Source organism: Mycoavidus sp. SF9855, from assembly GCF_024582735.1.
GTDB lineage: Bacteria > Pseudomonadota > Gammaproteobacteria > Burkholderiales > Burkholderiaceae > Mycoavidus.
On the sequence record NZ_CP102085.1, the window covers coordinates 1,836,368 to 1,860,370 of the forward strand.

Here is a 24,003-nt window from a genome sequence, read left to right on the forward strand (position 1 = left end):
AGTTCAATACTGTTGGCTTACTTAACTCCAGCGTATCAGCAATTTTGGATAAAACCAAGAACTGTATTACAATTTCACCCAATGTGGATAAATTTTACCTTAAACCTTACAGAGGTCTAATTTCTTACATACGAAAATGTTCGCCCAAATAGACGCGCCGCACGGATTCGTTTTCGATAATCTCTTCAGGTAGACCAGCCGCTAATACACTGCCATCGCTAATGATATAAGCATGGTCACAAATACCCAGGGTTTCACGCACATTATGGTCGGTAATCAAGACACCAATCTCGCGCTGTTTTAGGAAACGCACAATTTTCTGAATTTCCAAGACAGCAATTGGATCGACGCCCGCAAAAGGCTCATCCAACAAAATAAAGCCCGGATTTGTCGCCAACGCCCGCGCAATTTCCACGCGGCGCCGCTCACCGCCAGAAAGCGATAGGGCTGGATTATCGCTTAAGTGAGTAATCTGCAGCTCCTCCATCAAAGCCTGGGTGCGCTCGCTGATGATATCCTCTGGCAACCGCTTGCCGTTCTCACCAAGCTGCAACTCAAGCACTGCACGAATATTTTGCTCGACCGATAACTTACGAAAAACCGACGCTTCTTGTGGTAAGTAAGACAGTCCAAGCCGCGCTCGCTGATGAATCGGCAATAAGCTAATCAGCTTGCCATTCAGGGTAATTTCACCGCGATCAAGCGGCACCAACCCAACAATCATATAAAAAGAGGTCGTTTTGCCCGCACCATTGGGGCCTAGCAGCCCCACCACTTCGCCGCTTTTTACTTCCAGCGAGACATCCTTGACGACGGTGCGTTTACCATAACGTTTTTGCAAATTGCGGGCGGCTAGAATACTGTCTCTACCAACTGGGTAGCGGCTAGAAAAAGCGCTGACGTTCACTGCGAGATCTTCCTTTCGATGGGGCTTGAAGTACCTAATGATAGATTGGGGTCCGCGGGCGACAGCGTCTTATGACGCGCGGCGTTGTGAGGAGACAACATGGCCCGCACACGAGGAGCAGCTTGGCCCGGCTCAGCGGCGCTATGACCCGCGCTGGCCCAGTAACGTTCTTTCTGTCCGTCATAACTGATGACACTACCGCTCACCTCATCTAGCACTCGTTCACTAGGAAGCAGTCGCCGCCGCACCATGGCACGGCGCGTTAAAGTCGTGACCTCGCTTTGACTATTGTAATCGATTTGTTTGCCATAGCCCTCGATATAGCCTTGAGCACCATTTAGCTCCTGCCGAAAATAAGCCAGGTTTTCTCGACCTTCGGCATAACTGGTCATAGATTGATAGCCCTCTGCATCTTGTTTCACGATGACTCGATCGCCTTTGATCGTCAGTTTGCCCTTAGTGATGATAACGCGCCCGGTCAGGACATTCACTTGTTTTAAATCATCATAAGTCCAACGATCTGCTTGCACATAAACGGGTTGCTCACTATCTGGGCGCACAGCATAGGCAAATTGGCCAAACAATACGGAAGACAACACTAGACAGAGCGCAAATATGGCTTCAGCCATGAAGCGTTGCGCAGCACAATAGGGGAACACACTGCTCATAAATCGACCCTAGCGCTTAGGGCTAACGCTATTAGATATAAACGTATCCGCAGCAATCACACCACGCACCTGCCCCACCAACTTGACCACCCGGGTGAGGTTGTTATAAGACATGCCACTCGCGGTCACCATTGACGCTCCTCGCTTCAATTTAACGGATTGTTCAGTTTGGACGATATCATCGTTGATCAAAAAACGGAAATGTTGTGAATCTGCTTCCAGTGCAGGATCCTGATCCCCTTGTGCGCGACGCACATGAGCATCGTCATACAGATCGAGAATGGAGCCATCGCCATTGATTTTGCCACGCTTTGCAAAACTGGTTACATCCGGCTGGCCGGCTACAAACGCGCGCACCGCAGGCAGCACTACATCCGTATTATCATTATCCTCGTAATGCACCATCTTTGCCGCGTTAATTCGATATTGGGTAGCGCCAGTTTGGTCAAGCAATGTAATCGAGAAATGCTCCGCAAAGTAATCGGGACGATGCATCTTGACCTGTGGCGCAGAAGATCTAGACGGAGGCAGGTGCAATTGCAGCAGCCAATAGCTGGCGCCAGCTAAAAGCGCGATCAACAACAGCGGCAACCATTGTACCCGTGTGCGCACCATCATCAGGCCCGACCACACGCCGCCGAAAGTAGCGTGTCATAGCTGTGCTGCGCTCGCAGTATCAGATCACACACTTCCCGGGCAGCGCCATACCCCCCACGGGCATGCGCGACCCAATGGGCCCGAGCCAATACCTCCGCATGCGCATTTGCCGGCGCGGCGGCAAAGGCTACCTTCATCATGACCGGCAGATCGGGCCAATCGTCGCCCATATAACCGCATTGTTCAGCCGTACAGTGCGCACGTGACAACAACTCGGCAAAAGCGACCGCCTTATCGTGCACCCCCTGATACACCCATTCAATGCCAAGCTCTTGCGCACGCGCAGTCACCATCTGAGAAGCTCGCCCGGTAATCAATGCAATCTGCACGCCAGCTGCTGTTAGCAGCTTGATCCCTTGCCCATCGAGGGTATCAAACGATTTGCTGGATTCTCCCGCGGCACTAAAATACAGACGCCCATCGGTCAACACGCCATCTACATCAAAAATCATGAGCCGGACCCGCGCTGCGCGTTCATTCACCGCGACACTAACAGATGCCCTCTCCATCAAATCACCTTGGCACTAAAAAGATCGTGCATATTGAGCGCACCAAGCAATTTATTCGCTTCATCCACCACCAACATTTGATTAATGCGGTAGCGCTCCATTAACTCGACCGCCTCAATCGCCAGCCGATCTGGGCTAATGGTGTAAGGCTGGGCGGTCATCACCTCGGCGATGTTCAGCGTGGATACATCGTTGCGTTTTGCAAGCAAGCGCCTTAAATCACCATCGGTGAAGACCCCTTTGACATACCCAGCATGATCGACTACGGCGGTCATGCCCAAGCGCTTTTCGGTAATCTCAAAGAGCGCATCATGCACGGTTGCGCTTAACTCTACACACGGTAATTGCACATCGGCCCGCATCACGTCACGCACATAAGTCAGCAGCCGGCGTCCGAGCGTGCCCCCTGGATGAGAACGCGCAAAATCCTCCGGCCCAAAACCACGAGCATCTAACACCGCCATGGCAAGAGCGTCACTCAGCGCCAACGCAGCGGTGGTGCTCGCCGTTGGCGCAAGATTGAGCGGACACGCTTCTTTCTCAACCCGAGCATTCAAGTGGACATCGGCGAGTTTAGCTAGGCTGGATGCTGGGTTGCCGGTCATGGCAATCAAGCGCGCACCGGTGCGTTTGATTAACGGAAAAATATCCACCAACTCTTCGGTTTCGCCGGAGTTGGAAAGGACAATCACCACATCTTCCGCCATGATCATGCCAAGATCCCCGTGGCTTGCCTCGGCGGGATGCACAAAGAAAGCAGGCGTGCCGGTACTCGCGAGAGTCGCCGCGAGCTTACGCGCGATATGGCCGGATTTGCCAATGCCTGACACCACAACCCGGCCGGTGCAAGCCAGGAGCAGTTCGACTGCCGCGATGAAATTCTGGTCAAGTTGACTGGCCAGCGATAAAATTGCTGTAGCTTCAGTCTCGAGTACATCACGCGCGAGGGATAATACCCGGTTAGTGTGGCTTGTTATCATGCAGCGAGTATAGCAAAAACTAGACAGCCTCAATGAGTTAGAATGCTTGTCTTTGATTTGCGCTTCTTAAGCATAGACACTCTAAAACATGAGTACCACCAGCCACAGCCCGACCAATTTTATTCGCGCCATCATCGACCATGATCAGCGTTCAAGCAAACAACAAGGCCGCGTGACCACGCGCTTTCCGCCTGAACCTAACGGTTATCTCCATATCGGTCACGCCAAAAGCATTTGCTTAAATTTCGGCGTTGCGCGCGACTATGATGGCGTTTGTCATTTGCGCTTTGATGATACAAATCCAGAGAAGGAAAGCGTTGAATACGCCCAATCCATCATTGATGCCGTACACTGGCTCGGCTTCTCTTGGCAAAAAGATAATGTTGAGCACTTGTATTACGCCAGTGACTATTACGACACCCTGTACCATTTTGCAGAAGTTCTGATTGAGCATGGCTACGCTTACGTAGATAGCCAATCCTCCGAAGCAATCCGCGCAATGCGCGGCACGCTCACCGCACCCGGCACGGCATCCCCTTATCGTGAACGCTCCGCGGCTGAAAACCTCGATCTTTTCCGGCGCATGCGCGCCGGGGAATTTAACGAAGGCGAGCACGTGCTGCGCGCAAAAATCGAGATGGCTTCGCCCAATCTCAATCTACGCGATCCTGTGTTGTATCGGATTCGCTATGCGCATCATTACCGTACCGGCGATACATGGTGCATCTACCCGATGTACGACTATACGCACTGTATTTCGGACGCTCTTGAAAACATTACGCACTCTCTCTGTACACTTGAATTTGAAGATCATCGGCCGCTCTATGATTGGATCTTGTCTCGACTCGCTGAGGCCGGTGTATTCAAACAGCCGTTACCGCAACAAATTGAATTTGCGCGGCTTAACTTAAATTATGTTGTAACCAGCAAACGCAAGCTTTTGCAACTCGTTCAGGAGCACCATGTAGAGGGCTGGGACGATCCGCGTTTACCTACCCTTGCTGGCTTGCGCCGGCGCGGTTTTACGCCGACGAGCATTCGCTTGTTTTGCGAACGCATTGGCGTTGCAAAAGCAGACTCATGGATCGAGATGAGCGTACTTGAACAGGCGCTACGCGATGATCTAGAGCCGCAGGCACCACGCGCGATCGCCGTGCTTGATCCGCTTAAATTAATTATTGATAACTATCCAGCGGGGCAATCCGAGCTATGCAGCGCGCCGCTTCATCCGCATCATCCGGAACGCGGCACACGCTCCTTCCCATTTAGCCAGGAACTATGGATTGAGCGCGAAGATTTCAGCGAACAGCCCGCCAAAGGCTATTTCCGGCTCTTTCCAGGTAACCGTGTACGGCTGCGCTATGGTTTCGTGGTTGAGTGCACGAGCGCAGAAAAAGATGCAGAGGGCAAGATCATTGCGGTGCATTGCAATTATTTCCCAGATAGCAAATCAGGCACTGAAGGCTCGAATAATTACAAGGTTAAAGGTAATATTCACTGGGTCAGTGCAGCACATGCCTATGCGGCTGATGTGCGACTGTATGACCGGCTCTTTATCGAAGCGCAGCCTGATGCAAATGGACGAGATTTTTTGAGTGCGCTCAATCCGAATGCAAAACAACTGGTACGCGCTTATCTTGAACCCGGTGTGCAAACCATGCAGCCTGAAGAGCGTGTACAGTTTGAGCGGCACGGTTATTTTGTGGTGGACTATGTCGATTCAAAACCACAACAACCGGTGTTTAATCGGATTGTCAGCCTCAAAGACAGCTGGGGTAAATAAGCCATTTGGTGTCCATGACCTTTTAAAATTGAGCATGACTGAATCTGACCTTGCCCATCTTCGTACAGAGTATGCGAGCCACTCCTTGAGTGAAGCTGAGCTCGAAGCCGACCCGATCCGCCAATTTGCGCGCTGGTTTAAGCAGGCACTCGCAGCTCAAGTGCCAGAACCCAATGCAATGACGTTGGCTACAGCAGGAACCGATCTCCGCCCATCAGCACGCATCGTGCTGTTAAAGGATTTTGACCCGTGCGGTTTTGTTTTTTTCACTAACTACGACAGTCGTAAAGGCCAGGAACTGGCCGAAAACCCTTATGCGAGCTTGCTTTTTCATTGGATCGCATTAGAACGCCAAGTACGCATTGACGGCATTGTCGAAAAAACCGATTCAGCACAAAGCGATGCCTATTTTGCAGTTCGTCCATTGGCCTCAAAAATTGGCGCTTGGGCGTCTGAACAAAGTGCGGTGATCCCAAACCGGGCGGCGCTTGAAGCACGCATGACGCAATTCACCGAACAGTTTAAAGACAGTGCGCCGCGCCCGCCCTGCTGGGGCGGGTATCGGCTGCGGCCTCATAGAATCGAATTCTGGCAAGGCCGACCCTCGCGGCTGCATGATCGCATTCAATATCAACGTAACACTGATGATGACTGGCACGTGGTGCGGCTAGCGCCCTGACCACCCCTCAATACGTTTGCTTAAGGATTGTGGCGATTTCTTCCTCACTCAGCCCAGTGGCTTTTTCAATGAAAGCACTGTCCATTCCCATCGCTCTCAAATTCTGAACAATGGTACTCGCTTTTTCTCGGTGACCTCGTTGAATACCTTCCTGTCTACCTAGACGTTCAATGCTGGTTACATATGGCATATTGCACTCCTGCTCTAATTCCTTGATAGATGAATTATAACGAATTTCTAAATTTTCTGGCAAAGTCAAGACCCCATCGATAAAAATGTATAAATTACTGATCGCCTTTCGATCTAAACCTTTATCGTAAAGCTTGCGGGTCAGAGCAAGCTTTGAAGCATAGCGTGCCTCTGGTGTAGAGCGGGTTTCCAGTCCAGCCAGATGAGCCGCTACGATAGTGCCAAATGGATTGGCTATTTTCAGTAACAGCGCTTCCTGGCCGCGATAATCAAGCATAAACTATAGACTACTCGATGTCCTTAATTTGAAAAGGAGCGCGTATGTTGTGGGAGAAAAAGCTAGCGCAGTGGGCGGCCGAAATCCAAGAGCAAGCCAATATCAGCGCGCGCCTAGTCTTATGGAATGGGCAACACTATGACTTTGGGCACTTTGCAACGCCCCAAATCATCTTTCATATCAATAGCGCTGCCGCTTTACCTTATTTAATTAAGCCAAATCTAAGCACGCTTGGCGAGGCTTATATAAAGGGCAAAATCGACGTCGCAGGAAAGCTGGCGGATCTGATTGAGATCGCTTATTCACTGGTAGAAAACACCACCAAACCAAGCGCCAAACTGATCCACATATACCGTCGTTTCGCGCACTTATTTGCGCATACCCGCACCACAGATAAAAAATCGATCCAGTATCACTACGATCTTTCCAATCAGTTCTACCAGTTGTGGCTTGACCAAAACATGGTGTATTCATGCGCTTATTTTGAGAACGGCGACGAAGACCTGGACACCGCCCAACTCAAAAAGATCGATCATATCCTCACCAAAATTCAACTCAAGCCAGGCCACACTTTGCTGGATATTGGTTGTGGCTGGGGCGCATTAGTGATGCGTGCGGCGCAAAAATTTGGCGCAAAATGTGTCGGCGTCACCCTCTCCCAAAAACAATTTGAGTTGGCCACTGAACGCATTAAGCAAGCCGGCCTTACCCACCAAATTGACCTGCGCTTGCAAGATTACCGTGACATTACAACAGCATTGAATGAGCAGTTTGACCGTATTACCAGCGTTGGTATGTTTGAGCATGTAGGTCGTAAAAACCTACCCTCGTATTTCTCTAAAATCAGCGCGCTATTAAAAGAGGACGGCATCATGATGAATCATGGCATCACCTCAACGGCGCTTAAGCCTGGAGAAAATTCATTGGGAGGCGATGAATTTATTGATCACTACGTGTTTCCAAATGGCGAATTGCCCCATTTAAGTCTTGTGCTTGCCGCCATGCAGCAAGGCGGGCTTGAAACATTTGATATCGAAAATCTGCGGCGCCATTACGCGCGCACACTCACTTTTTGGAGTGAGCGATTTGAACAGCAGGCACCCAAAATTAAAGCATGGGTCAATGAAGAGAAATTTCGCATTTGGCGTGTTTATCTGGCGGGCAGCGTCTACGCTTTTGAACATGATGATGTTGCAATTTATCAAATCGTATGCAGCAAAGCAGGCCGCAGCGCACACTCATTGCCATGGTCGCGCCGCTATATGTATGGTTAATACGGCGAGATCAAACGGCTCGCAAATTTTTTACGGAATTGCGCCAGCTTAGGTGCCACCACCAATGCACAATAGCTTTGTTGCGGATATTTTGCAAAATACTGCTGATGATCCGCTTCAGCAGGCCAGTAATTGGCACGAGATGGGACCACCTCAGTCACAATTGGGTTAGGATAAATGTGTTCTTCAGTGAATCGATTGATCACCGCATAGGCGCTCTCATGCTGCGCCCGCGAATGAGTAAAAATCACTGACCGATACTGAGTTCCCAGATCATGGCCTTGCCGGTTCAATTGCGTCGGGTCATGAATCGCAAAAAAGATTTCAAGCAACTCTGTATACGATATTTGCGCTGGATCAAATTGCACCTGTACCACTTCCGCATGGCCTGTGTTGCCAGTACAAATTTGCGCGTAAGTGGGGTTAGGTACAAGGCCACCCGCATAACCTGCTTCAACTAAGTGTACGCCGCCCACTTCACGAAAGACTGCCTCTAAACACCAAAAGCAGCCGCCCCCTAAGGTTGCCGTTTCAAGTTGTGACTTCATCGCCGTTTTCCGCAGGGACAAAACCACCACGTTGCATGCGCCATAATTCAGTGTAGCAGCCTTCATTCGCCAGTAAGCTTGCATGCGAACCATCTTCCACAATCATGCCATTTTGAAAAACTAAAATTCGATCCATTTCAACCAATGTAGATAAACGATGTGCAATCACAATCGTAGTACGCCCAGGCATTAATTGCGAGAGGCCATCTTGGACATATTTTTCTGTAATTGAATCCAACGCAGAAGTGGCTTCGTCCAAAATTAAAATCGGCGCGCCTTTTAATAAAGCACGGGCAATTGCCATCCGTTGACGTTGCCCACCCGATAATTTAGTGCCTCGCTCTCCCACCAACGTTTGATAGCCGTCCGAAAGTTGCTGAATAAATTCATCGCAATGGGCCAACCGAGCCGCTTCATACACTTCTTTATCGCTAGCTTGTGGCTTGCCATAGCGGATATTTTCCAGCACATCACGATGGAACATCACGGGCTCTTGCGGGATAAAGCTAATTTGTTCATATAAAGAGGTTTGTGTCACCTGACGTATATCCTGTCCATCAATTAAAATACGGCCTGCGTCCAGATCGTAGTAACGCAGAATAAGCTGGACAAATGAGGTTTTACCGCTGCCTGATAAACCCACCAAACCCACCTTTTGTCCTGCCGGCACCACGATTGATTTCTCTTGGAACAGATTACGCTGAGAGTGATAGCTAAAAGTTGCACGTTCAAAGACAATTTCCCCACGAGTGACCTTTAAAGGGACAGCATCTGGCGCATCTTGCACCTCCGGCTCAGCCTGGATAAAAGTCAAGGCTTGACGACAGACGCCAACTTCCTTGAATAAATTAGGCAATTGCGCACCTGCCATCCAAGCCATACCCATGATGCTAAATGTAGCGTTTAGAATGAGCAAAGTCTCGCCAATCGACAAATGCCCTTCACGCCAAGCATAGATGATCCCGCCCATCTGCACCATGCCAATACATACAAAGGCGGCAACACCCAGTGCGAGCTTCATTCTTTCAATATAAAACAACGATTTGGTTTGTTTAGATTGCTCATGCTGTTGGTAAGACAACAGGTTTTGATATTCAAATCGTTGCCGCGCGAAGATACGCACACTCACCACATTGCTAATCACATCAACAATTCTGCCTTGTAAGGTGCTTCGTGCTTGCGCATGCTCTTCCGAGCGCTGATTGCAACCGCCCGCAAAATACATACAAATGCCGATATGGATCACAATCCAAACCGCAAAAGTAATCACAAAAAATGGTTTGAAAGTGGCGAACACCGCCAACACCACTAACGTAGAGACGATGGTGGGGATAAACAGAGCCATCACCATTTCAAAGATACGGACTGGACTTTGCGTAATATCCGTAATCTTATTAGACAGGCTGCCCGCTAAGTTATTCGCGAAAAAACGATGAGAGTGCTGCAGCAAGTAATCGAAAACCGTCATGCGCACCTTGGCCTCAAAGCGGGGGAAAAGCCAGGCAAAACAAAACCCTTGCAAACGGTACATCCCTTCAATCAGCAGCCAACCTCCCACCAGCATAATAAATAATGGAAGAAAGGTTTTGTCAAACGACATGAGCGCGGGTTGATAGCTTTCCATCGCATCAACCAGCAACTTGACCAAATAAGGCCAAAGAATCGCATCGCCAGTCCAGGCTAACGCGCACAATTGACTACCAACGAACTGCCAACGGTAGGGTCGAATGAAATACCAGAGAAAAGAGGAGAGTTTTTTGGGGAGTATTAGCATAAACTAAAATGGTTTGATCTATCAAACTAAGGATTTTTTATTTAAAAACACTCGCTATTAGCATTCAATTTCGCTAAGATAAAGAATGTAACTTGTATCAAATTTTAATCATAAAGGAACTTATACCATGTTAAAAGTTGATAAGGAAAAACTCATGACCGATATCAAAACTATTTTGCTCGATGCTGAGGACCTCCTAAAGCAAGCGTCCACCGCTACCGGCCAACAAGCTACTGAGCTACGCGAAAAAGCCCTTGTACAACTTGCACAGGCGAAAGAAAAAGCAGCCGACATACAAGTTGTCGTCGTCGAAAAAGGCCGAATGGCTGCTCGCGCCACAGATAATTATGTACACAACCATCCGTGGCAAGCAACTGGGATCGCGGCTGGTATTGGTATTCTAATTGGCCTGTTGATTAACCGCAAATAAGCATAGCGGCGGCCGATATGCAAGATAAACAACCTCAACCCGGTGCACTCAACCGTCTCCTCAGTTCGATTTTAGCGCTCGCCCAAACACGTCTTGAGTTAGCAGGAATCGAGTTGGCTGAAGAAAAAGCACGGTTATTTTCCCTGCTCTTTCTCAGTTTCATCGCCTTATTATTTGGCACGATCGCGCTCACTACCTTGACGGCCTTAATTGTAACGGTGCTGTGGGACACACATCGGTGGCAAACGCTGGCAGCGCTGGCTTCTGTATACTCGGTCGCCGCCTTATTTTGCCTGTGCGCTATCCGTGCCAAATTGCGCAAAGCAGCGGCGCCTTTCGAGGCCACCCTTGCAGAATTTAGGAAAGATCATGAGGCATTCGGGAAAACACCTTGAGCGCGTAATGCGTAAAGAGTTGCTGCTCATTCGCGCTGGTCTTGAACGCGCTGAGCTGACTCAAGCAAGAGCGGAATTAAATAATAAATTCAGGTATTTCGGTTGGCTCAAGGGGTTATTGCCCCAGCCAACCGCCGCTAGCGCGCTAGGTAAGGGTCCTTTGCGCTGGCGCGATTACCCCATGCTAAGTTCAGCGTTATCGTTATTGCTACTTGTTCGCCCAAGCTGGCTAGGCGCATTCCGTACGGTTAAACCACTCGCAAAATGGACCGCCCTCGGAGTGACTGTCTGGAAGGGGATTCGTCTCTGGCGTCGTATCGTCCCCCATCGGCGCTGACCCTAATATTAGGCAAGCGCGCCCTTATTTTGCACAACACAAATAAGCTGCATTGCTTGATTTAATCTACAGAAAAAATCTGTGACATACACAGCCCCACAGGTTGCGCATAAGCCACCGCTTTAGGCAACTCTGTTAGCGCCCCTGCCAACAATACGTCACGATTTCAGCACTTGTTTGAAGGGCTTTTTCCGCTACCTCATTCGAGCGCCGTCCATTCGCATCAAGCAAATATTTGCCGCAAACATCGCCACTCATCGGCCCCGCGCTGACCGGCTCAGCTTCTATTGTATAGCCCCCGTTCACCTCGTTTTGGGCGCGCACGCGTAAACGATATACCGCCGTTGCGTCTGGCGGCGCTTGGTCAAAACCGATAGGCAATGCCCCCGCTTTACTGCTGGCGATTCTATTAGGATCTGCAACTCCATATTCAATCATCTGTGCCGCCCGATAGAGAGCGGTACAGGCCGCCAAACGATGTCCGCGCCGGATATAATTTTGATAGCCAGGAATAACATAAAAATTGACTAGTGCAATAATCGCCAGCGCCACCATTAATTCAAGCAGACTCATGCCAGACAAATCATGAGGTTGGCAGTGTTTCTTTTTTATCACTGGATCCTACCCGTGCTAAAGCACAACAACCCACGCCGCGGCCTAAATATGGGCTGCGCCATGGCATTATGAAAATTAATCAGGCCGCGCCACTATCGAACGCCATCTATGGTGTAGGCCCCCCCGGTCAAATACGATGATAGATTGCGCCCATGCCTGTGCTTCAAGCGTTGCGCCAAAACCACGAACGGTTACCAAATAAATAGCTTGTTTAGCTTGCGTCAGCCCCAATGATGGGGGGGATGGCAATGAGGACAGCTGCGCTGGCTTGGTCTCAATCAAACATTGCGGCGGTTTGGCCGTATCTGGCCATGAGATGGCGAGGCTAAACGCCGCCGGCTGTAGACCATTAAATGCAGCAGGCGTACGCCAATAAGCTGGCTCACCCTCACCTAGCCAGCTGCGTACTGGCGCATGTCCGTTGACCAGCCTGCGCAGACATAAGATCAAGCCGGCATCCGCTGCGTGCAGCGCTCGCACATTGTCTTCTCGATTCACCGCAGTACGCGTATCCAATATCACCCTATGCAGAGTCGAGATAGCAAGTAATTGCAAAATAGCCACTAAAGTAAGTACTAACAACAAGACTGTACCCTGCTGGCGAGAAGGCCAATCGTGACAGACCACTACCATGCTAGGCCACGCTGATTACGCAAGGCAACCCACGCCGTCAAAGCCTCACGCGGCAGGCCATCAGAGGCCACCATACGCACCCCATCACAATCAATATACGAGGTTGCCAAACTCCGTTGCACCCCACGTACAACTACGCACAGTTCAACCGCGACCACCTGCGGCCACCCTGCAGGGGGCACTTCACTCGCCGCCACCAGCCGGCTCGCGCCTATCAGCCAATAGCGTACGCGTAAGCGCTCGATGCCTTCAGCCACCGGCTGGGCAACCCCATAGCGGCCACTTCCCTCACAATATAATTCCGGCTCGCCGGTCGATCGACTAACGCGCACAAAAAATCGATTGACCGCAAGCGCCGGCATACCTGCTCTGTCTTCACCCTCAGTTGCAATGGCTTGCCCCAAACAATCCGTAGCGTACCCCTCCGCACTGGCCCAAGTGCTGACCTCATCAGCCATATAGCGCACTTCAATGCCATCTGAGTTGCCTGCTGCAGTTGGCTCACAGACCGTTGCATGAGGTGTTGAACCTAGCGTATTGCGCGAATGCCCCAAGCCACATCCTAAAATAGCTGCGACCGGAATGGCATTGCCTGGCGTGGCAAAACCCGCTAGGCGCACATGCACACTGATTAGCTGCAAAGCGGCCAAGCCGGCATCAATACGGCGCGCGCGTTGTGTAATATGCTCAAATAGCTCACGCTGCCCACGATAGAGTGTCAAAGCCGCCAATGTAATCACACTCCCTAGAGCAACAGCAATAATCAACTCTAATAGAGTGTGCCCATAGATGCCGCGAGGTTCTGCGAGATTTGCCCGGCGCACTTTATTCAGCCGGCTCATATTTATTTGGCAACGGCCAGCACGACACATTGCTCTATCGCCTCTGTTGCGTTAGATAGACACTCATCAGCAGCACTCCGCTCCGGATCAAAGTGACTCAACCATTGGGCGGGTCTTTGCCAATGCAACACAATCAATCGAGTCTCGGGCGCTTGGTCAATAATGCGTATCCCACCAGACGGCAGTAATTGAGCGGCACGTGTTTGCCACTCCGTGGCAACACGAGTGGCCGGATAACCAGCGCGCAGCGCTTCAGCCGCAGCATCGGCTAAATTCAGGGCATAAGTACGCCAAAGTGTCGACTGCTGGGAACGCACGGCCCATAGCTGGATACGCATTGTGCCAAGCGCCGCCAGCCCAATTAGCCATAGGGCAAGCATCACTTCAAGCAAAGAATCGCCCAGCATAAAGCGCACCCAATGCTTTAGCTGGCGTAATTTGCAGCGACACATGAGCCATTCATGATGCGGCTGCGGCCACCTGCTGCAATCCGCACACATCGGCATACTCTAACGTGACCAGAGCCAGCGGCGGCCGTGCGAGCAGCAATTTCAAAACTGCGAAAGCCACCTATCACCTGCCCAGCAGGCGGCGTGAATGAGAGAGGCGCAGACGCGCCTTGAATCGTAACCGCCTCAATCGGTGCTTGTATTCGCAAAACCTGCATGCCTCTACGCTGTTCAAGATGGGTTGGCAATTCAGCTAGCACTAAATAGCCGCTGGCCCAGTTGTTAAGTTCCGTTGCCGCCCGCTGTTTATGATTTTCGGAGCAGCGCCCATAACCGTCATCACGGCAGACTGTAATGCGCATGGCGCGCCGGATTGCTTCGCTGCGCGCATAGGTCAATGTCGCCAGCAACGCCTGCGCTTGCATCTCTACATGATCACGCACCAGCCAATTCCTAACTGATGGCGTTGCTGCCACTGCCATCGCGCCTAACAGGCTCAGCACCAGCAAAAGTTCAAGCAGCATAAAACCCGCATTGACCGGCCAGATCACATAACGATACCGCATCAAAACTTCCCCTTCAGCACAGCATCAACTCTGCGCGCCCCAAAATACGCTAGCGCCACCCTTTTACCTACACATTTATTGCTCACTGTACGCAACTGAACACGCTCGCGCAATCGGCCAAAAGATAGAGTTAAAGCAGTCATTCCAGTGGCGAGGCGTTATCTGGTATATCATCTGGCCTACTCAAGCTTTTTCTTTTCCGGTTGCCTCATGTCTATTTCGATTCAGCGCATGTCCACTTGTATTACCCGTTTTTTATTGTCGATAAGCTTATTTGCCGTTAGTGCATTTGCCATAGCTCAGAGCACCTCGCAACCGGCTGCTGCCTCAGCCGACGCGTCACCACGCCTGCTGCTGGTTGCCGCGGAGAATTTTTATGGCGATGTCCTGGCCCAACTAGGCGGTGAACATGTCACCGTCACCAGCCTCATCACTCAGCCCAATCAAGACCCACACCTCTTCGAGGCCAGTCCATCCACTGCGCGCCAGCTGGCTAACGCTCGCCTGGTGGTATATAACGGCGCTGATTATGATCCATGGCTACCCAAGCTTTTAGCTGCGTCAAAAGCACCGCAGCGCGAGCAGATTGTGGTGGCTTCGCTGGTCGGCAAGAAAGCCGGAGATAACCCCCACCTTTGGTATTTACCGGAAACGATGCCCGCGCTGGGTGCCGCGGTTACCGCCTTTTTAATTCGCGCTGATAAAACTCACCAAGATGATTACAACGCACGCCTTACAGCATTTCTTGCTTCATTAAAGCCGATTGAGACAAAAATTGCCGCGCTACGGGCAAAATATCGCGGTACACCGGTCACGGCAACAGAGCCTATCATGGGTTATCTCATGCAAGCCCTTGAACTCAAAGTCAGCAATGCGCGCTTTCAACAGGCCATCATGAACGACACCGAGCCAAGCGCTACCGATATCGCCGCCTTTGAAACAGATCTCCGGCAACGGCGAGTAAACGTATTGATCTACAATGCGCAGACCTCGGATGAAATGACCAGGCATATGCTCAAACTCGCTCGTGCGGCCCAAATTGCCGTGGTGAATGTCAGTGAAACCAAACCTGCTGATATCTCGTATCAAGCATGGATACTGTCACAATTAAACGCGCTCGAACAAGCACTCGCAGGACCGCCAAAATGAACCCCAATAGGATGCCCAATCAGGGCGCCAACCACGGTAAAAACGCAATTGAACTGGCACACGTCACGCTTGAACTTGGCAAACACACCGTTTTGCGTGACATTACCTTGTCCATTCAACAAGGTGAATTTATCGGCTTGCTGGGTCCAAATGGCGCAGGTAAAACGACGTTATTGCGCGCCCTGCTGGGCCTGATTACACCACGGACAGGCACACTGCGGGTACTCGGCGCCAACGTCATGCGCGGCAATCCGGTGATTGGCTATATGCCGCAAGCGCGCAGTGTCAGCGCTTACCCGCACCTATCTGGCTTTGATTTCATTGCCTGCGCAGCCAACGGGCATCGCTGGGGCCTACCTTGGATGGACCGCGCGGCGCGGCGTTCAGTTGAGCACGCGTTAGAACTTGTCGACGCTCAAGATTTAGCAAAACGAGCCCTCTCCAATATGTCTGGCGGTGAACGACAGCGGCTTTTGCTCGCCCAATGCTTGCTTGGCCAACCACGCTTGTTATTACTTGACGAACCTTTAATCAGCCTTGACCCCTCGCATCAACACAGTATCGTTGAATTAGTTCGCCGTATACAACAGCAACTTGATATCACGGTATTATTTAGTGCCCATGAACTCAATCCGCTGTTGCATGTACTTGACCGCGTGCTCTATCTCGGCCGCGGCAGTGCGGCTTTAGGTGAGATTGATGAAGTCATTACCCGCCCTGTGCTGTCCCGGTTATATGGTTCAGCCATCGAAGTATTACGTATGCATGGCCGCATCTTTGTGATGTCTGGCACCAGCGAAATTGAAAAAGACGAGCACCGCCACCACCATGACCATGTTTGAATATGATTTTATGATTAATGCCTTCGCCGCCTCTGGGATGGTTGCGGTAGTCGCAGGTATAGTTGGCTTTTTTCTTGTGTTACGGCAACAAAGCTTTGCTGGACATGCGCTCTCGCATGTCGGTTTCACGGGCGCTACGGGCGCAGCATTATTTGGCATTGCGCCACTATGGGGTTTACTGGGTTTTACGTTAGCCGCCGGTATGGCAATGGGCGCCCTCGGTGAAAAGCTAAGCGGACGTGATGTTGCAATCGGCATGATTTTGTCGTTATCGCTTGGCTTTGGTTTGCTTTTTTTGCATTTTTTTACTGCCTACGCAACGCAAGTGAGTGCGCTTTTATTTGGCAATGTCTTGGGCGTCAGCACCTCAATGCTGAGCATTCTGGCAATCCTTAGCTTTTTCTGCTTAGCGGCACTCGCACTGATTATGCGACCGTTAATCTTTGCCACGCTGCAGCCTGAACTCGCACAAGCCAAAGGACTCTCTTTACGACTTGTATCCGTGCTGTTCTTGGCCCTAGTTGCGCTAGCCGTAGTCGCGTGTACACAAATCGTTGGCGTGCTACTCGTCTTCACTTTAATGGTGGGTCCAGCAGCTGCCGCACAAAACTTGACCACCCGACTAGGCATGGGTATCGCGGTCTCGGCACTTTTTGCCCTGCTCCAATCATGGGCAGGCATTACTCTCGCCTACTACACGGATTGGCCAACCAGTTTCTGGATCACCGCATTAAGCGCATTAGTCTACGGCCTAAGCCTCGTTAGTAAGTGGCGTAACTGATTTTTGTGCATCCAGCGGCCACAACGATATAAGGCTTCCTGCCAATTTCCCTTGTCGTTGAACAACGAATAGTGGAGCACCGAGTTGCCCGCATTCTCTGTATAGAGATGCACCGCTAAGTCTTGCACAAATTGGAGGCCGTGCCGGGCAAAACCATCGTCGGATAACTCCCTGAAGATGACTCCTCTGGTCCCCGTTAAATCTTGTGTGCTTAAACGCTGCTGGTTACGCTCAAACCAAAGCCTAACGAACTGGTCATACAGGTCCAGGCGCAACTGGACCGCACTGCGCACTTTACCTTCGTTTTCCAAGTACGGCAAGGCGTCGAGCACCACGCGTAATAAAAAGGGGTTGCTGACCAAGGCTTTTAAATGTGGTTGTTGTTCAAGGGCTGCTTGATAGCGTTGCGACGCCCAGCCCATCTGGTTGTGGGCCACATATTTTTCGAGATAGCATTGGCGCTCTGCTTCTGAAAATGGCTCAATCACGACTTCTTGGAAAAATGAGTCCTTACCCTTCAAATTCGGATTCGGTTGAAAACGGCTTAGGTAGTCCTGGCCCAGATATTCACTGCGACAGCTGATCACCATCTGCCCCTGCCAACCGTCGGACTGGCTAATCCGATTGCTCAGATACAAATTCTGCATCTGCCGAATCTCGTCATAGCCGTCCAAAATAAAGATAAATTTTTGTTTTTCTTTCTTTAATGTCTGAATCTGAAATTCGGATAGCCCTTTTTTCTTTAACGCTTTGGCGATTAGATCGTGCTCAGGTTTGTCAATGCTCGCCAGAGAGATAAATAGCGGAATTGCACCCGGTTCTTCTTTCTTTTCCCATAACTGCTTTTCGAGCAGACGATTCAAGGTAGATTTGCCCGCCCCAGAGTCTCCTGTCAACAGCACCACCTGTTTATCTGTCAGCAGCGCTTTAATTTTAGATAAAAGGTCAAAGGTTTCTGCCTTTCCATCTAAACTCGCTTTGCCGCGCGGTTCAACATACAGCTTTTCAGTTTCCTTAAACGCTTCATCTTATTTGAGCGCAGCAAAATATTGTGCCTTCAGTGCCTCTCTGGGATCCGCATTCAGCACCCATAGTTGATGGTGGCGTTGCTGCACGGTGGAGGCCAGCCGACTGTGCAACGCGGTGCGTATATCATCGAAGATACTGTCTATTAATCGGGCAAACTCAAGATGACCAAGTGAAGGCTCTTTTTTTAAACGAGCCATAAAATTGCCGTGCCCCTCCCAAAACTTGCTCAGAAACGTTTTGGCCTCATTGTTGCCCGCTAAAAGCCGCTCGATTAGCTTAAAAAGGACTCCATGCTGTTTTTTTTGATTAGGATGCACGTCCTGTTCTGCTTTGCCCTCCACATCAAATCTAAGCATATCCTCCATGCACACCGTGGTCGATGTAATAAAACGCGCCTGGCATTGCTGATAGCTATCTGGGGTTAAAGAAACCGGAATAATGCCGTACCGATCCTCTCCCCGTTCCTCTGCTCGAATTTCCAAAAAAGCCATTTCCGTTAACACATGATGGAACCCAGCTTTATAGGCCGGCTCTTGTGAAAATTTCTTGACCACCTGACGTATTGCCATAGCGCTCGCTCGTTCAGCGTCTTCGAGATAGGCTTTTCGATCTTCGGCATAAGCTTTTTTAAGTTCCTGATAAAATTTTTCATAGTCCGACCATTCTTTCAGGTAGCTTCCTAATACCGCGGAACAACAGACCACGACCTTATCGACCGGCTTCACTCCTTTTTTTAACTGATCGGGCAACAAACAGAGCTGATTGCTTAAGATATTTTCTAACCGGGCGTCCTCTTTCAGCTCTTCTTCAGAGCTTGAATACGGTTGCGCCATTGGTGCTTGATCGGAATATAAAATGACTTGGATTTCAGATAGTTTTTCGATTAAATATTTAGACGTAGAGGCTTTGGCCTCTCCGTGATCTTGATTATCGTGGGCATACACCAGAAAAAGACTCGGTTTATTCGACACCTCTAAAGAGCTAAGCGTCAACAGCGCTTTTTCAAATAGATAATCTACCAGTTCGCTTTTTTGCTGGGCAGATAGGGAGGTAGAGGTGGCCGTCTGAGCCACAGTTGGCGCACTGCGCGCAGACAGCGACACACCGAGAACAGTTGAGGAACTTTCCTCAGGGCCCCACTTTTTCGCCTTTTTATAGCTTGCCTGCGCCCTATCAGTTTGCTCTAACTGCTCTAACACCTTGCCATGCTCTAAATACACGGTGGCGATTTTATCTCGTAGGGTTTGGTCTGCTAAAGTTTCAGGAGCATGCGCCTTTCTCACGGCTTTTTTCATCTCGGATAACGAGGCTTCTGCGTCGTCGCATAACACCAACGCGATCTTGGGATCCTTAGCCTTGCGGGCGGTCTCTAAGTAAGAGCTAGCGAGATCCAGCGTTTCCTGTAGCGAGAGCACGCTTCGTGATGACGAAAAAACGCTGCCCAACATAGTGTTCTCCTATTATTTTTTATAATTTGTCATTGTAATATGGCATCGATTTGAGTAAACCCACCCCAAGACAATACGAGTTTTCTCTTATTTTTCAAGGAATTAGTGACAAACTTCAACAGCCCCTAATGAATATGGTAAATTAATTAAGACATCGATGATCTTGGAGACGAAAATGAGCAGTGGTGTTGAAAAGCGTTTCGAATCGTATTGTAATGAAATCGTGAAATCCTTATCGCATGCAGATCGTGAAGCGCCGACGCACTGGTAGCAAAGGGCTTGATGCTAACTAAAGGCAGGAAGAGCGTAGAGCCGATGGCAGCGCGAGTGCATCCTGAGGATATTTGCTCGGCGCATCATCTGGTTACGCAGTCAGAATGGAGTGATCGGTCGTTGTTGGAGACAGTAAGCGGTAAAGTGTTGTCGGCCTTGACTCAGTCAGAGATTGAGAAGAGTGTATAGATACTTGATGACACGGGTTTTCCGAAGAAAGGTAGGTATTTGTGTACGCGCCATTTTTCAACTCTGTTGACCTCTAATTCTTTATGAAAATTCCTTCTTTTATTTCACTTTTGTTTACAGGTGTCCCACTAGGCAGTCCGCCTCCTTCTATAGCACGCCATACGCATACTAATGCAGTATCCCAAGAGAATATGGTAGTCGACAGCTTGGATGGTCCCGTCACTAAAAACGAAATTCAATCATTTATCAGTTATACGCAGACATTAAATCCAGTACCCACGAATGAGCATAATGAGTGGGTCCAAGGTCACAGCGGTGAAAATTTGAAGGCCATGGCATTGGTCTATGAGATTGCGCCAAAAAAGGAAATTCTGGACAAAACGGTGTCGTTCTGTGACACGCTTTTGTCCATACGCAATGATCTGAGTGGTAAGCGTGTTATCTGGACGGGGCGTGTCGATCCAGTTTGGCCCAATCAACCTAATGCAAATCCGATTCAAACTGGTGGTGAACAAGGTGACCCCGTTGGACACCTTGCCACTTGCGCTAAACAAATTCTGCAAACATGTGCTATCTATAATGAGGTCGTTCCTGATGGGGACCCTCATCATTTTGGAAAAACCTATCTGAAACGCGCTAAGCGCTATGTCATTGAAGCGGACAAAACGGTCGATCAGCATATTCTGAAATCATTACTCACGCTGCGTAATGGCAAGCATATGTACTTCTCAAATGCCTCACCGTATAAAACCGGGCTGCCAGTACCGTGGAATCAGCAAATGATGTTCGATTATGGCTTTATGAATCTAGCCCAAGCGCATGAGTTGCTAAAGGATGCGCCAGAGCGAGTCAAGCTTTACGATCAGATTGTTAAATCCAACATTGATTGGTTCTTTAAAGATGGCGTGTCACGCTATACCGATAAAGCGCATCTTCCCGCGGATGACTGGGGCTATTCGATGCCCCAGAAAACGGCCGAAGATTGCAATCACGGCAGTCTTGACGTAGCAGGCGTCTATCGGCTGTATGCGAGTGGTCGGTACGGCATCCATGCCCAGCAGTTAACACCTATCGCTAACACCGTTATGGACGTGGTTCCTCTCGGCGGAAAGGAATATGCAGGCCGCTTGAACGGCACCAGTGGCTCTGGTAACTCGAAAGATACCAAGCAATTGCGCAGCGGCTATTTATTTACGGCGCAATTTAAGCCACAGGCCTATCAACAGATGATGGCGGATGCCGGAATCAAGAGCGGAGATAGTACTAACAGGATTGATGCCTACTCTCGCTTCTTGTGGGTTAAGCATGAGCGCTCACGAGGTAATGCGTCGGCAGCACGGGATTGAGGACAAGCCCTAGTACTATTTGTTATGAAATTCTCAGAACACGATTATTCTGTGTCCCGCAACGACAGCCGCGGACCTAATGCTCCTGTTGACGACGGCTTATCAGCAAAACAATATGAAAGCCACTTTACACCGGACCATCAGGGCTTATCGGCTGATGATTATTGACGAAGTAGGCTATGTACCGATGAATCGCGAGCAAGCCAATTTGTTATCCCAGGTGATTGCTACCTTATAAGAAAAAAGCAGTGTCATCGTCACCAGCAACTTGCCATTTGGCCAATGGGACAGCACCTTTGCGCAGGACACAACGCTAACGGCAGCATTGCTCGATCGCTTACTGCATCACGCACATATTGTGCCGATCGCCAGCGATAGCTACCGGCTCAGGCACCAGCGGCAAGCTGGAACGATTCGCCCTACCGTAAGGGAAGATCAGCTACGAGTAGTACGGAGAGGTATCAGTTTTAAATCGCTGCTGACAAGGCAGGTATTGAATCGTCGCTTACATAACAATATAAAGTATATTTTAGTTTACTTATTTAAAGATAAGGAAAAATATAAGATACCTTATTTCAAAATCCAATCGAGTATAGGCACACTATGATGAGATCATTCCGCGTTGAACGCGCTCTGCAAAAATTAGGGGCAGACATTCGAGATGCTCGTAAACGCCGTCGTATCACAGTTGCCCTAATGGCTGAACGAATTGGCGTCACTCGCGTTACGTTATCAAAGATCGAAAAAGGTGACCCTAAAGTTAACATGGGCAGCTACGCGCTCGCTCTGTATGTACTAGGTAAAATTGACGATCTAGAGAAACTTATTGACCGTACCAACGATCCGTTAGGCCTAGATATGATGGACGAGCGTCTACCTAAGCGCATTAGGGTAGCAAAATGAAAAGGTCGGGTCCAATAGCGCCTAGAAAGTCCTGGCGCATTGGACCCGACCTATATTTCTTTATGATGCGATAGGCACATCCGCTGGCCGCGGCGCATCACCAGTACGCTCAAGCCAGCCTCCGCCTAAATATTGATATAGATTGACCAGATTAACCAGCCGTGCCAAGCGGCTTGAAATCAGTGCTTGCTCGGCTGCATATAAGCTCGTCTGCGCACTCAACACCCGCAGATAGCTATCAATGCCATTGCGATAACGCAAGGTGGACAGATCAAGCCGACGTTGTTGAGCTGCGGTGTAGCGCTTAAGCGACGCAATTTGTTCATCGTAGGTACCGCGCGCGGCAAGCCCATCCGCTACTTCGCGAAAGGCCGTTTGAATCGCTTTTTCATATTGTGCAACAGCGACCCGCTTACCTGCTTGCGCCGCATCAAGATTGGCAAGATTCGCACCACCGCTAAAAATAGGCAGTGAAACCTTTGGCACAAAACCCCAAGCAATCGAGCCTGGTTTAAACAGCCCACCCAGGTCCGGGCTCGCGCTGCCAAACTGTCCGGTTAGCGAAATACTCGGAAAAAATGCAGCCCGAGCCGCGCCAATATTGGCGTTAGCCGCCCGCAAATTTTCTTCAGCTGCGGCAATGTCCGGGCGACGCACCAGCAAATCCGATGGTAAGCCTTCTGGAATATCAGCCAGTATCGACTGGTGATCAAGCGGCAATGGCTGCGGTAAATCGGCCGGCAGCGGTTCGCCGACTAAGAGCGTGAGCGCATTTTCAGACTGGGCCCGTAGACGCAGTTGATTTTGGTGATTGGCCTGGGCTTGCTCAACGGTACTCTCAGCCTCTTGCAAATCAAGCTCAGAGCCAACGCCTGCGTCAAACTGCACGTTGGCAAGCCGGTAAGATTCCTGAGCGGCGCTAAGGGTTGCTTGGGTGACTTTGAGCTGCTCGTCATAGGCACGGGTGGTTAAATATTGGTTAGCTAACTGCGCCACTAACGAAATCTCAACCGCCTTGCGGGCTTGAGCCGTCGCTAAATATTGCGCCAGGACATGATCTTTTAAGCTCCGTAGCTTGCCAAAAAGGTCAATTTCCCACGCCGCAGCCGCGCCCACCTCATACTGGCTAGCCACCACTGCACGGTTAAGCATCGAGAGCTCAACGGGGGTGCGACTACGATTGCCAGCCCCTTGCGCACGCAAATCCGGCACCAAGCCTGCGCGCTGAATCCGATATTGTGCACGTGCTTGTTGCACATTTAATGCCGCTACGCGCAAATCGCGATTATTGCGTAACGCCAGCTCAATCAACTTTTGCAAACGCGGGTCCGCAAAGAACTGGCGCCAGCCCAAATCAACCGGCGCTGAGGTTGACTCAGCCAGCAAGGTATACGCATCCCCCGTAGGATAGGTAGCGGCAACCGGCGTTGCTGGGCGCTCATAACGTGGCGCCAGCGTACAGGCAGCTGAAACTGCTGCGATTGACAATGCAGCTAAAAGAGAAAATTCACGCATTTGCATGTTCCTGAGG

At 50.2% G+C, this 24,003-nt stretch carries 28 protein-coding genes and 1 pseudogene; 13 read left to right on the forward strand and 16 right to left on the reverse strand.

Annotated elements, in window-relative coordinates; all coding sequences use genetic code 11:
- Nucleotides 1-124: 124 nt before the first annotated feature.
- The 5 genes from lptB to NQD60_RS07285 are packed head-to-tail and all read right to left on the reverse strand — an operon-like array spanning nt 125 to nt 3,721.
- The gene (gene lptB, locus NQD60_RS07265) at nt 125-907 is read right to left on the reverse strand and encodes an LPS export ABC transporter ATP-binding protein (RefSeq protein ID WP_257100262.1); all 783 of its coding nucleotides are present in this window, start codon (nt 905-907) and stop codon (nt 125-127) included.
- The gene (gene lptA, locus NQD60_RS07270; RefSeq protein ID WP_257100263.1) at nt 904-1,575 is read right to left on the reverse strand and encodes a lipopolysaccharide transport periplasmic protein LptA; all 672 of its coding nucleotides are present in this window, start codon (nt 1,573-1,575) and stop codon (nt 904-906) included. The genes lptB and lptA overlap by 4 nt, the downstream gene beginning before the upstream one ends.
- A 9-nt stretch (nt 1,576-1,584) precedes the next feature.
- Complete coding sequence (gene lptC, locus NQD60_RS07275; protein WP_257100264.1) at nt 1,585-2,193, reverse strand: LPS export ABC transporter periplasmic protein LptC; 609 nt, start codon at nt 2,191-2,193, stop codon at nt 1,585-1,587.
- Nucleotides 2,193-2,741, reverse strand: coding sequence for an HAD family hydrolase (locus NQD60_RS07280; RefSeq protein WP_257100265.1), 549 nt, complete (start codon nt 2,739-2,741; stop codon nt 2,193-2,195). Before NQD60_RS07280 ends, lptC begins: the two co-directional genes overlap by 1 nt.
- Nucleotides 2,741-3,721: an SIS domain-containing protein gene (locus NQD60_RS07285; protein ID WP_257100266.1), complete on the reverse strand. Its 981-nt coding sequence runs from the start codon at nt 3,719-3,721 to the stop codon at nt 2,741-2,743. Before NQD60_RS07285 ends, NQD60_RS07280 begins: the two co-directional genes overlap by 1 nt.
- Before the next feature lie 88 nt (nt 3,722-3,809).
- Here NQD60_RS07285 and NQD60_RS07290 point away from each other — a divergent pair, with 88 nt between their 5' ends.
- On the forward strand, nt 3,810-5,504 hold the full coding sequence (locus NQD60_RS07290; RefSeq protein ID WP_257100267.1) for a glutamine--tRNA ligase/YqeY domain fusion protein: 1,695 nt from the start codon (nt 3,810-3,812) through the stop codon (nt 5,502-5,504).
- Between the two features lie 34 nt (nt 5,505-5,538).
- Nucleotides 5,539-6,183: a pyridoxamine 5'-phosphate oxidase gene (gene pdxH / locus NQD60_RS07295; protein WP_257100268.1), complete on the forward strand. Its 645-nt coding sequence runs from the start codon at nt 5,539-5,541 to the stop codon at nt 6,181-6,183.
- A gap of 7 nt (nt 6,184-6,190) precedes the next feature.
- Here pdxH and NQD60_RS07300 read toward each other — a convergent pair whose 3' ends face one another.
- The gene (locus NQD60_RS07300) at nt 6,191-6,649 is read right to left on the reverse strand and encodes a hypothetical protein (RefSeq protein ID WP_257100269.1); all 459 of its coding nucleotides are present in this window, start codon (nt 6,647-6,649) and stop codon (nt 6,191-6,193) included.
- A 44-nt stretch (nt 6,650-6,693) separates the two neighbouring features.
- Between NQD60_RS07300 and NQD60_RS07305 the strand changes: the two genes are divergently transcribed.
- The gene (locus tag NQD60_RS07305; protein WP_257100270.1) at nt 6,694-7,923 is read left to right on the forward strand and encodes a cyclopropane-fatty-acyl-phospholipid synthase family protein; all 1,230 of its coding nucleotides are present in this window, start codon (nt 6,694-6,696) and stop codon (nt 7,921-7,923) included.
- Here NQD60_RS07305 and msrA read toward each other — a convergent pair.
- Both msrA and NQD60_RS07315 read right to left on the reverse strand, forming a co-directional pair.
- The gene (gene msrA, locus NQD60_RS07310; protein ID WP_257100271.1) at nt 7,920-8,471 is read right to left on the reverse strand and encodes a peptide-methionine (S)-S-oxide reductase MsrA; all 552 of its coding nucleotides are present in this window, start codon (nt 8,469-8,471) and stop codon (nt 7,920-7,922) included. The genes NQD60_RS07305 and msrA overlap by 4 nt on opposite strands.
- Nucleotides 8,455-10,245 carry an ABC transporter ATP-binding protein gene (locus NQD60_RS07315; protein WP_257100272.1) on the reverse strand — a complete coding sequence of 597 codons (1,791 nt, stop codon included), beginning with the start codon at nt 10,243-10,245 and terminating at the stop codon, nt 8,455-8,457. The genes msrA and NQD60_RS07315 overlap by 17 nt, the downstream gene beginning before the upstream one ends.
- A gap of 127 nt (nt 10,246-10,372) precedes the next feature.
- Between NQD60_RS07315 and NQD60_RS07320 the strand changes: the two genes are divergently transcribed.
- Genes NQD60_RS07320 through NQD60_RS07330 form a run of 3 tightly spaced genes read left to right on the forward strand, consistent with a single transcriptional unit; the run spans nt 10,373 to nt 11,407 of the window.
- Nucleotides 10,373-10,675 (forward strand): YqjD family protein, encoded by a 303-nt coding sequence (locus NQD60_RS07320; protein ID WP_257100273.1) that lies wholly within the window; start codon nt 10,373-10,375, stop codon nt 10,673-10,675.
- A gap of 17 nt (nt 10,676-10,692) precedes the next feature.
- Nucleotides 10,693-11,070 carry a phage holin family protein gene (locus tag NQD60_RS07325; RefSeq protein ID WP_257100274.1) on the forward strand — a complete coding sequence of 126 codons (378 nt, stop codon included), beginning with the start codon at nt 10,693-10,695 and terminating at the stop codon, nt 11,068-11,070.
- Complete coding sequence (locus tag NQD60_RS07330) at nt 11,045-11,407, forward strand: DUF3318 domain-containing protein (RefSeq protein WP_257100275.1); 363 nt, start codon at nt 11,045-11,047, stop codon at nt 11,405-11,407. The genes NQD60_RS07325 and NQD60_RS07330 overlap by 26 nt, the downstream gene beginning before the upstream one ends.
- 135 nt (nt 11,408-11,542) lie before the next feature.
- Here the strand turns inward: NQD60_RS07330 and NQD60_RS07335 are convergent, their stop codons facing one another.
- From NQD60_RS07335 to NQD60_RS07355, 5 genes are all read right to left on the reverse strand, one after another.
- A complete protein-coding gene (locus NQD60_RS07335; RefSeq protein ID WP_257100276.1) occupies nt 11,543-11,980 on the reverse strand; it encodes a type IV pilin protein in 438 nt (145 codons plus the stop codon).
- Nucleotides 11,981-12,097: 117 nt separating this feature from the next.
- Nucleotides 12,098-12,607 (reverse strand): hypothetical protein, encoded by a 510-nt coding sequence (locus tag NQD60_RS07340; protein ID WP_257100277.1) that lies wholly within the window; start codon nt 12,605-12,607, stop codon nt 12,098-12,100.
- A gap of 41 nt (nt 12,608-12,648) precedes the next feature.
- Complete coding sequence (locus tag NQD60_RS07345) at nt 12,649-13,497, reverse strand: PilW family protein (protein WP_257100278.1); 849 nt, start codon at nt 13,495-13,497, stop codon at nt 12,649-12,651.
- A gap of 2 nt (nt 13,498-13,499) precedes the next feature.
- A complete protein-coding gene (locus NQD60_RS07350) occupies nt 13,500-13,949 on the reverse strand; it encodes a hypothetical protein (protein WP_257100279.1) in 450 nt (149 codons plus the stop codon).
- On the reverse strand, nt 13,922-14,512 hold the full coding sequence (locus tag NQD60_RS07355; protein WP_257100280.1) for a GspH/FimT family protein: 591 nt from the start codon (nt 14,510-14,512) through the stop codon (nt 13,922-13,924). Before NQD60_RS07355 ends, NQD60_RS07350 begins: the two co-directional genes overlap by 28 nt.
- Before the next feature lie 210 nt (nt 14,513-14,722).
- Here NQD60_RS07355 and NQD60_RS07360 point away from each other — a divergent pair, with 210 nt between their 5' ends.
- The 3 genes from NQD60_RS07360 to NQD60_RS07370 are packed head-to-tail and all read left to right on the forward strand — an operon-like array spanning nt 14,723 to nt 17,284.
- Nucleotides 14,723-15,661: a metal ABC transporter solute-binding protein, Zn/Mn family gene (locus NQD60_RS07360; protein WP_257100281.1), complete on the forward strand. Its 939-nt coding sequence runs from the start codon at nt 14,723-14,725 to the stop codon at nt 15,659-15,661.
- Nucleotides 15,658-16,503 (forward strand): metal ABC transporter ATP-binding protein, encoded by an 846-nt coding sequence (locus tag NQD60_RS07365; protein ID WP_257100282.1) that lies wholly within the window; start codon nt 15,658-15,660, stop codon nt 16,501-16,503. The genes NQD60_RS07360 and NQD60_RS07365 overlap by 4 nt, the downstream gene beginning before the upstream one ends.
- The gene (locus tag NQD60_RS07370; RefSeq protein ID WP_257100283.1) at nt 16,496-17,284 is read left to right on the forward strand and encodes a metal ABC transporter permease; all 789 of its coding nucleotides are present in this window, start codon (nt 16,496-16,498) and stop codon (nt 17,282-17,284) included. Before NQD60_RS07365 ends, NQD60_RS07370 begins: the two co-directional genes overlap by 8 nt.
- On the opposite strand, the gene NQD60_RS07375 is transcribed toward NQD60_RS07370, so the two are convergent.
- Nucleotides 17,248-18,186, reverse strand: a complete 939-nt coding sequence (locus tag NQD60_RS07375; RefSeq protein WP_257100284.1) for an NACHT domain-containing NTPase — start codon at nt 18,184-18,186, stop codon at nt 17,248-17,250. The two genes, NQD60_RS07370 and NQD60_RS07375, sit on opposite strands and share 37 nt — an antisense overlap.
- A 126-nt stretch (nt 18,187-18,312) precedes the next feature.
- On the reverse strand, nt 18,313-19,761 hold the full coding sequence (locus NQD60_RS07380) for a hypothetical protein (RefSeq protein ID WP_257100285.1): 1,449 nt from the start codon (nt 19,759-19,761) through the stop codon (nt 18,313-18,315).
- A 282-nt stretch (nt 19,762-20,043) separates the two neighbouring features.
- Here NQD60_RS07380 and NQD60_RS07385 point away from each other — a divergent pair, with 282 nt between their 5' ends.
- The 4 genes and pseudogenes from NQD60_RS07385 (at nt 20,044) to NQD60_RS07400 (ending at nt 22,472) form a co-directional block, all read left to right on the forward strand.
- Complete coding sequence (locus tag NQD60_RS07385) at nt 20,044-20,223, forward strand: transposase (protein ID WP_257100286.1); 180 nt, start codon at nt 20,044-20,046, stop codon at nt 20,221-20,223.
- Nucleotides 20,224-20,414: 191 nt separating this feature from the next.
- A complete protein-coding gene (locus tag NQD60_RS07390) occupies nt 20,415-21,569 on the forward strand; it encodes a hypothetical protein (RefSeq protein ID WP_257100287.1) in 1,155 nt (384 codons plus the stop codon).
- A 61-nt stretch (nt 21,570-21,630) separates the two neighbouring features.
- Nucleotides 21,631-21,984, forward strand: a pseudogene (locus NQD60_RS07395) (ATP-binding protein); the annotation flags it as partial.
- 188 nt (nt 21,985-22,172) lie between these two features.
- Nucleotides 22,173-22,472, forward strand: coding sequence for a helix-turn-helix domain-containing protein (locus NQD60_RS07400; RefSeq protein ID WP_257100288.1), 300 nt, complete (start codon nt 22,173-22,175; stop codon nt 22,470-22,472).
- Nucleotides 22,473-22,532: 60 nt separating this feature from the next.
- Here NQD60_RS07400 and NQD60_RS07405 read toward each other — a convergent pair whose 3' ends face one another.
- Nucleotides 22,533-23,987 carry an efflux transporter outer membrane subunit gene (locus NQD60_RS07405; RefSeq protein ID WP_257100289.1) on the reverse strand — a complete coding sequence of 485 codons (1,455 nt, stop codon included), beginning with the start codon at nt 23,985-23,987 and terminating at the stop codon, nt 22,533-22,535.
- Nucleotides 23,988-24,003 lie beyond the last annotated feature (16 nt).

Excerpts from the sequence above, each read along its gene's own strand:
- lptA (WP_257100263.1), bottom strand. The coding sequence starts at position 1,575 with ATGAGCAGTGTGTTCCCCTATTGTGCTGCGCAACGCTTCATGGCTGAA.
- lptC (WP_257100264.1), bottom strand. The coding sequence starts at position 2,193 with ATGATGGTGCGCACACGGGTACAATGGTTGCCGCTGTTGTTGATCGCG.
- NQD60_RS07280 (WP_257100265.1), bottom strand. The coding sequence starts at position 2,741 with ATGGAGAGGGCATCTGTTAGTGTCGCGGTGAATGAACGCGCAGCGCGG.
- NQD60_RS07285 (WP_257100266.1), bottom strand. The coding sequence starts at position 3,721 with ATGATAACAAGCCACACTAACCGGGTATTATCCCTCGCGCGTGATGTA.
- NQD60_RS07290 (WP_257100267.1), top strand. The coding sequence starts at position 3,810 with ATGAGTACCACCAGCCACAGCCCGACCAATTTTATTCGCGCCATCATC.
- pdxH (WP_257100268.1), top strand. The coding sequence starts at position 5,539 with ATGACTGAATCTGACCTTGCCCATCTTCGTACAGAGTATGCGAGCCAC.
- NQD60_RS07300 (WP_257100269.1), bottom strand. The coding sequence starts at position 6,649 with ATGCTTGATTATCGCGGCCAGGAAGCGCTGTTACTGAAAATAGCCAAT.
- NQD60_RS07305 (WP_257100270.1), top strand. The coding sequence starts at position 6,694 with ATGTTGTGGGAGAAAAAGCTAGCGCAGTGGGCGGCCGAAATCCAAGAG.
- msrA (WP_257100271.1), bottom strand. The coding sequence starts at position 8,471 with ATGAAGTCACAACTTGAAACGGCAACCTTAGGGGGCGGCTGCTTTTGG.
- NQD60_RS07315 (WP_257100272.1), bottom strand. The coding sequence starts at position 10,245 with ATGCTAATACTCCCCAAAAAACTCTCCTCTTTTCTCTGGTATTTCATT.
- NQD60_RS07320 (WP_257100273.1), top strand. The coding sequence starts at position 10,373 with ATGTTAAAAGTTGATAAGGAAAAACTCATGACCGATATCAAAACTATT.
- NQD60_RS07325 (WP_257100274.1), top strand. The coding sequence starts at position 10,693 with ATGCAAGATAAACAACCTCAACCCGGTGCACTCAACCGTCTCCTCAGT.
- NQD60_RS07330 (WP_257100275.1), top strand. The coding sequence starts at position 11,045 with ATGAGGCATTCGGGAAAACACCTTGAGCGCGTAATGCGTAAAGAGTTG.
- NQD60_RS07335 (WP_257100276.1), bottom strand. The coding sequence starts at position 11,980 with ATGAGTCTGCTTGAATTAATGGTGGCGCTGGCGATTATTGCACTAGTC.
- NQD60_RS07345 (WP_257100278.1), bottom strand. The coding sequence starts at position 13,497 with ATGAGCCGGCTGAATAAAGTGCGCCGGGCAAATCTCGCAGAACCTCGC.
- NQD60_RS07350 (WP_257100279.1), bottom strand. The coding sequence starts at position 13,949 with ATGTGTCGCTGCAAATTACGCCAGCTAAAGCATTGGGTGCGCTTTATG.
- NQD60_RS07355 (WP_257100280.1), bottom strand. The coding sequence starts at position 14,512 with ATGCGGTATCGTTATGTGATCTGGCCGGTCAATGCGGGTTTTATGCTG.
- NQD60_RS07360 (WP_257100281.1), top strand. The coding sequence starts at position 14,723 with ATGTCTATTTCGATTCAGCGCATGTCCACTTGTATTACCCGTTTTTTA.
- NQD60_RS07365 (WP_257100282.1), top strand. The coding sequence starts at position 15,658 with ATGAACCCCAATAGGATGCCCAATCAGGGCGCCAACCACGGTAAAAAC.
- NQD60_RS07370 (WP_257100283.1), top strand. The coding sequence starts at position 16,496 with ATGTTTGAATATGATTTTATGATTAATGCCTTCGCCGCCTCTGGGATG.
- NQD60_RS07380 (WP_257100285.1), bottom strand. The coding sequence starts at position 19,761 with ATGTTGGGCAGCGTTTTTTCGTCATCACGAAGCGTGCTCTCGCTACAG.
- NQD60_RS07385 (WP_257100286.1), top strand. The coding sequence starts at position 20,044 with ATGCTAACTAAAGGCAGGAAGAGCGTAGAGCCGATGGCAGCGCGAGTG.
- NQD60_RS07390 (WP_257100287.1), top strand. The coding sequence starts at position 20,415 with ATGGTAGTCGACAGCTTGGATGGTCCCGTCACTAAAAACGAAATTCAA.
- NQD60_RS07400 (WP_257100288.1), top strand. The coding sequence starts at position 22,173 with ATGATGAGATCATTCCGCGTTGAACGCGCTCTGCAAAAATTAGGGGCA.
- NQD60_RS07405 (WP_257100289.1), bottom strand. The coding sequence starts at position 23,987 with ATGCGTGAATTTTCTCTTTTAGCTGCATTGTCAATCGCAGCAGTTTCA.